General features: G+C 54.7%; 6 protein-coding genes. 3 read left to right on the top strand and 3 right to left on the bottom strand.

Annotated elements, in window-relative coordinates; all coding sequences use genetic code 11:
* The 3 genes from ldtD to QZ766_RS08210 all read left to right on the top strand — a co-directional run.
* The coding region (gene ldtD / locus QZ766_RS08200) for a L,D-transpeptidase (RefSeq protein ID WP_297200020.1) at positions 1 to 890 on the top strand (890 nt) is incomplete at its 5' end.
* Between the two features lie 184 nt (positions 891 to 1,074).
* Entirely contained in the window at positions 1,075 to 1,626 is a 552-nt protein-coding gene (locus QZ766_RS08205) for a YcbK family protein (protein WP_297200023.1), read from the top strand.
* Between the two features lie 15 nt (positions 1,627 to 1,641).
* Positions 1,642 to 2,289, top strand: a complete 648-nt coding sequence (locus QZ766_RS08210; RefSeq protein WP_297200027.1) for an MBL fold metallo-hydrolase — start codon at positions 1,642 to 1,644, stop codon at positions 2,287 to 2,289.
* 96 nt (positions 2,290 to 2,385) lie between these two features.
* On the opposite strand, the gene QZ766_RS08215 is transcribed toward QZ766_RS08210, so the two are convergent.
* From QZ766_RS08215 to asnS, 3 genes are all read right to left on the bottom strand, one after another.
* Positions 2,386 to 3,576: an amino acid aminotransferase gene (locus tag QZ766_RS08215; RefSeq protein ID WP_297200031.1), complete on the bottom strand. Its 1,191-nt coding sequence runs from the start codon at positions 3,574 to 3,576 to the stop codon at positions 2,386 to 2,388.
* A gap of 186 nt (positions 3,577 to 3,762) precedes the next feature.
* Entirely contained in the window at positions 3,763 to 4,818 is a 1,056-nt protein-coding gene (ompF, locus tag QZ766_RS08220) for a porin OmpF (protein WP_297200034.1), read from the bottom strand.
* A 593-nt stretch (positions 4,819 to 5,411) separates the two neighbouring features.
* Positions 5,412 to 6,793: asparagine--tRNA ligase (gene asnS, locus QZ766_RS08225; protein WP_297200036.1), on the bottom strand; the 1,382-nt coding region annotated here is incomplete at its 5' end.

Here is a 6,793-nt window from a genome sequence, read left to right on the forward strand (position 1 = left end):
AGCTGGCCGCCGCCGTCAAGCGCTTTCAGACGGCTCAGGGTATGACCCCAGACGGCGTGATTGGCCAGGCAACCCGCGAGTGGTTGAATGTCAGTCCTGCCCAGCGCGCCGGTGTGCTGGCGCTCAATATCCAGCGCCTGCGCCTGCTGCCCGGCAAGCTCTCTACCGGCATTATGGTCAATATTCCGGCGTTCTCGCTGGTTTACTATCTCGATGGCAACAAGGCGCTCTCATCGCGGGTGATTGTTGGACGTCCGGACCGGAAAACGCCAATGATGAGCAGCGCGCTCAATAATGTGGTGGTTAACCCGCCGTGGAACGTGCCGCCGACCCTGGCGCGCAACGATATTCTGCCGAAGGTGCGTAACGATCCGGGCTACCTTGAACGTCACGGCTACACGCTGATGCGCGGCTGGAACAGCCGGGAGGCCATCAACCCGTATCAGGTTGACTGGTCGACAATTACCCCGACAAACCTGCCGTTCCGCTTCCAGCAGGCGCCGGGTGCGCGCAATTCGCTGGGGCGCTACAAGTTTAATATGCCGAGCTCCGATGCTATCTATCTGCACGATACGCCGAACCACGCGCTGTTCCAGAAAGAGACGCGGGCACTCAGCTCCGGCTGCGTGAGGGTCAACAAAGCTTCCGAGCTGGCCAGCATGCTGCTGCAGGACGCGGGCTGGAACGACACGCGCATTTCCGATGCGCTGAAGGCGGGGAATACGCGCTACGTCAATATTCGGCAGAACATTCCGGTCAACCTCTATTATCTGACCGCATTCGTCGACGCCGACGGGCGCCCGCAGTATCGTACAGATATTTACAATTACGACCTTACCGCGCGATCCAGCGCACATATTTTGCCTAAAGCGGAACAATTGATTAGGTAAATTAAGCATTTCAGATAATTCAGGTGTCGTATGAATGCGTGCCTCGGGGGCTGTTTTCTCGCAGCCCCCGCTGGCACTGGGGTTGGGTAACCTTGACGCAGGCGTTATTGATAGTTAAGGTGCCCATTCGTGCGCCAGAAGTGCATACATAACGACCTTTTACTTACTTGTAGACCTGATTATCATGGACAAATTTGACGCTAACCGCCGCAAACTGCTGGCGTTAGGTGGTGCAGCCCTCGGGGCGGCCGCCATTCTACCGACGCCAGCATTTGCCACCCTCTCTACGCCTCGACCGCGCATTTTGACCCTCAACAATATGCATACCGGCGAGTCCATAAAAGCAGAGTTTTTTGATGGCAGGGGCTATATTCAGGACGAATTAGCAAAGCTTAACCATTTCTTCCGCGATTATCGCGCGAACAAAATTAAGTCGATCGATCCTCAGTTGTTTGACCATCTTTACCGCCTGCAGGGGCTGCTCGGTACCAACAAACCGGTGCAGCTCATTTCAGGCTACCGCTCGCTCGATACCAATAATGAACTTCGCCACAACAGCCGCGGTGTTGCAAAGCACAGCTATCACACCAAAGGGCAGGCGATGGATTTTCATATTGAAGGTATTTCGTTAAGCAATGTTCGCAAAGCAGCGCTCTCTATGCGCGCAGGTGGTGTAGGATACTACCCACGTAGTAACTTTGTGCACATTGATACGGGTCCGGTGAGGACCTGGTAACGAAACAGGGGCAACATGAACTATCGCATTATTCCGGTTACCGCTTTCGCTCAAAACTGCTCGCTGATCTGGTGCGAGCAAACCAAACTGGCTGCGCTGGTGGATCCAGGCGGAGACGCTGAGCGAATCAAGGAGGAAGTGGCTGCTGCGGGCGTAACGCTGATGCAGATCCTGCTGACTCACGGTCATCTCGATCATGTCGGTGCCGCCGCCGAACTGGCTGCACATTACGGCGTGCCCATTATTGGCCCGGAAAAAGAAGACGAGTTCTGGCTGCAGGGGCTGCCTGCCCAGAGCCGGATGTTTGGTCTGGAAGACTGTCAGCCGCTGACGCCGGATCGCTGGCTCGACGAGGGCGATACGGTTAGCGTTGGCAATATTGCCCTGCAGGTTCTCCACTGTCCGGGCCACACGCCGGGGCATATCGTCTTTTTTGATAATGCCTCAAGGCTGCTGATTTCCGGCGACGTTATCTTTAAAGGCGGCGTTGGGCGCAGCGATTTTCCCCGCGGCGATCACGGCCAGCTGATTGCATCAATTAAAGATAAGCTGCTTCCCTTAGGGGATGACGTGACGTTCATTGCGGGTCATGGACCGATGTCGACGCTGGGGCACGAGCGCGTACATAATCCTTTCCTTCAGGACGAGCAGCCGGTGTGGTAGTCAGGCCTTACAAGTAAGTACAGAAAGCCCGGCAGAGCATTAAAAAAGCCCCGGGCCAAAGGCCAGAGGCTTAGTCGATAACCTTTAGCGGCTCCGCTACAGAACGGCAACAATTGCCTCGCACAGCGGCGCCATATTGTCGGGCGTCATGCCGGCAACGTTGATGCGACCGGATGCAACCGCGTAAATACCAAACTCTTCGCGCAGGCGCAGCACCTGATCTTTGGTTAGCCCACTAAACGAAAACATCCCGTTCTGATTAGCAATAAAGCTAAAGTCGCGATTAGCGCCTTTCTCCGCCAGCGTGTTTACAAACAGCAGGCGCATGCGCTGAATGCGTTGGCGCATGTCGGTCAGCTCCTGCTCCCAGATAGCGCGCAGGGCGCTGTTGCTGAGGATCGTTGCCACCACCGAGGCGCCGTGCGCGGGCGGGTTAGAGTAGTTAGCGCGGATGGCGGCTTTCATCTGGCTAAACGCGCGATCGGCGGTGTCTGCCTCTGCGGCAACCAGCGTACAGGCGCCTACGCGCTCGTTGTACAGGCCGAAGTTTTTCGAATAGGAGCTGGCAACCAGCAGCTCTTTGTGAAGTGCTGCAAAGGCGCGCAGGCCTTCCGCATCTTCTTCCAGTCCGCGCGCGAAGCCCTGATAGGCAAAATCAAACAGCGGCAGCCAGCCTTTTTCTACCGAGAGCTCAGCCAGCTGTTGCCACTGCTCCAGCGTCGGATCGATACCGGTTGGGTTATGGCAGCAGCCGTGGAACAGTACTACGTCGCCGGCCTGGGCGGCGCTCAGGCTGGCGAGCATGGCGTCAAAATCCAGCGCGTGGGCCTCTGCGCTGTAATAGTCATATTCTTTCACTTCAAGGCCGGCAGCGTTAAAGACGCTTTTGTGATTCGGCCAGCTGGGATTGCTTATCCACACGCGCTTTGCAGCGGTATTTTTAGCAATGAAATCAGCGGCCACGCGCAGCGCGCCGGTACCGCCGGGCGTCTGCGCCGTGCGGGCGCGTTTATCGCTGACAATGGCGCTGCCGGTGCCGAACAGCAGCTCCTGGGTGCAGCGGCCAAACTCCGGAATGCCGTCGATGCTGAGGTAATTTTTAGTGGTTTCATTTTCCAGCAGATACTGCTCGGCTTTTTTTACGCTGGTCAAAACCGGCGTTTTGCCCGTTTCATCTTTGTAAACACCAATCCCGAGGTTAATTTTCCCCGGACGGTCATCGGCACGAAACAGATCGGCCAGGCCCAGAATAGGGTCGGCAGGGGCGGCTGTAATATTCTCAAACATGACGAAGTTCCATTGTGGTTACTGAGGAGAGTCCGCTATCAGGTTAACGGCTGAGTTAGCAAAAGCCAACCGTTTGCAGCGAAAAGCCACGCACTTTCCTCAAGTTGTGATTTTTAACTGGCAGACGAAAAAAAACAGGGCCGGAGCCCTGTTTTTCAAGCAGATATCGACGTGTCGTTCTGCGAATTAGAACTGGTAAACCAGACCCAGCGCAACGGTGTTGTCGTCGTTCACGCCCAGCTTGTTGTCGCCGTCGATCTGGTTGATCTGGTAGTCAACGTAGGTGGACATGTTTTTGTTGAAGTAGTAAGACGCGCCCACTTCGATGTAGTTGATGTAGTCTTCGTTGCCCACGCCTTCGACGTTACGCGCTTTAGATTTGTAGTAAGCGATGGACGGACGCAGGCCGAAATCGAACTGGTACTGTGCAACCATGGAGAAGTCGCGGGTTTTGTTGGCGAAGCCGCCATCAATGCGGGTAGCGTTACGGGTTTCTCCGTAAATTGCCGCCAGGTAGAGGCTGTTGGCATCGTACTTCAGGCCGGTGGTCCACTGCTCGGCGCGGTCGCCGTGGCCGCGAGCCAGTTTGTTTTGCGCGTCGGTGCGGTCAGCTGAACCATAGCCGCCTACGATGCCAAAACCGTCGTAGTCATAGCCCAGAGAGGTTGCCCAGCCGTCGCCGTTGGAACGCTGCGCATCATCACGCTCGTTTTTACCGAGGTACTGTACGCCGAAGTGCAGGCCGTCAACCAGACCGAAGAAGTTGTTGTTGCGGTAGGTGGCAACGCCGCCCTGGCGACCGGCGAAGAAGTTGTCAGACGCGCCGTTTTCGCCGCCGAACTCCGGCAGCATATCGGTGATGCCGATAGCGTCATACACCAGACCGTAGTTGCGGCCGTAGTCGAATGAGCCGTAGTCGCCGAAGTTCAGACCGGCAAAGCCCAGACGGGTTTTGTTACCGTTCTGACGGTCCGCGCCTTCAGAGTTGTTGGCGTTGAACTGATATTCCCACTGGCCGTAACCGGTCAGATAGTCGTTTACCTTGGTTTCACCTTTAAAGCCCAGACGCGCATAGCTCTGGTCGCCATCGTTGCTGTCGTTATCAGAAAAATAGTGCAGACCAACAATTTTACCGTACAGATCCAGCTTGTTGCTGTCTTTGTTAAATACTTCTGCGGCGTTGGCGGTACCGGCTACCAGCAGGGCAGGGATAACCACTGCCAGGAGATTGCGCTTCATCATTATTTATTACCCTCATAGGTTTTTTATGAACACCTGCCACTGCCTTCAATGCATTCCGTCAATAAATATTTACAGAACCATTGATGAGAGTTTGGTGTCTTTCTGTGTCTGAAAGGCATATTTCCATTCATAACAACGTTTCGCTAGCCTGAAAGTGCTACAAATACGCAGAATGAGTAACTAAAAGAAATAATATGTAAGAAATTATTAAAAAAGAGGAACTTTGTGAACCACTTCATAAAACCAGAGTTGGCGGATAAAAAGCGACCGATGGCTTATCTATCTATATGAAAAGGTTATTATAATTTTTTCTAATGAAAGAAAGGTGCACCAAATGCACTCGCATTCACATTTTTCAAAAAACGGGATTGCTTGACCATTTGTGCTTTGTAACTGGCAGGTTTTATGCTAAAGCGTTGCAGCTATGTAAATAAATAATGCAAATAGGATCTGTATATTTACATTTATTACGGGACACGGTGTGTAACATTTTCTGGCTTGTTAGAGTGATTTGTCTAACTTAATCGATATTTATTAACAAAAGATGACGAAAAAAAACCAGCCCGGAGGCTGGTTCTTGCGAGCGCAGAAAATCAGAAGCTGGCGTTGCGCGGGGTGCGCGGGAACGGGATCACGTCGCGGACGTTCTGCACGCCGGTCACATAGGCGATGAGGCGTTCAAAGCCGAGGCCGAACCCGGAATGCGGCACGGTGCCGTAGCGGCGCAGATCGCGATACCAGCTGTAGTCCTCTTTATTGAGGCCCATTTCGGCGAGGCGCGCATCAAGCACGTCCAGACGCTCTTCACGCTGGGAGCCGCCGATGATTTCACCGATGCCCGGCGCCAGCACGTCCATTGCGGCAACGGTTTTGCCGTCATCGTTAAGGCGCATATAGAAGGCCTTAATATCTTTCGGGTAGTTTTTAACCACTACCGGCGCTTTAAAGTGCTGCTCGGCCAGGTAGCGCTCGTGCTCGGAAGAGAGATCCACGCCCCAGAACACCGGGTTCTCAAACTGCTTGCCGCAGTTTTCCAGAATGGTCACTGCGTCGGTGTAATCAACCTGGGCGAAGTCTGCTTCTACAAAGCGCTCCAGGCGATTAATCGCGTCTTTGTCCACGCGCTCGGCGAAGAACTTCATGTCGTCGGCGCGTTCGTTGAGCACAGCTTTGAAGACGTATTTCAGCATAGCTTCCGCCAGCGCGGCGTTGTCTTCCAGATCGGCAAAGGCCACTTCCGGCTCCAGCATCCAGAACTCCGCCAGGTGGCGGCTGGTGTTAGAGTTTTCGGCGCGGAAGGTCGGGCCAAAGGTATAGACTTTAGACAGCGCGCAGGCGTAGGTTTCCGCGTTCAGCTGGCCGGAAACGGTCAGGAAGGTTTCGCTGCCGAAAAAGTCTTTGTCGAAATCAATGCCGCCCTGGTTGTTGCGCGGCAGATTTTCCAGATCCAGCGTCGAAACGCGGAACATTTCGCCGGCGCCTTCGGTATCGGAAGCGGTGATCAGCGGCGTGGAGACCCAGAAGAATCCCTGCTCGTGGAAGAAGCGGTGCAGCGCCTGGGCCAGCGTGTGGCGCACGCGCGCCACGGCGCCGATGAGGTTAGTGCGCGGGCGCAGGTGTGCGACTTCGCGCAGGTACTCGATACTGTGGCGCTTTGCCGCCATCGGATAGGTGTCCGGATCTTCAACCCAGCCGGTAACTTCAACACCGGTAGCCTGAATCTCAAAGCTCTGTCCCTGGCCCTGTGACGCCACGACTTTGCCGGTGACAATCACCGAGCAGCCGGTGGTCAGGCGCAGCACTTGGTCATTGTAATTAGGCAGAGAATTATTAATGACGGCCTGTACAGGATCAAAGCAGGAACCGTCGTAGACGGCGAGGAATGAAAAGCCAGCTTTTGAATCTCGGCGGGTACGCACCCATCCGCGCACGGTGACTTCACTGTCAACGGCAACGCGGCCCTGGAGTACGTCTG

It is taken from the genome of uncultured Pluralibacter sp. (genome assembly GCF_913775985.1).
GTDB lineage: Bacteria > Pseudomonadota > Gammaproteobacteria > Enterobacterales > Enterobacteriaceae > Pluralibacter.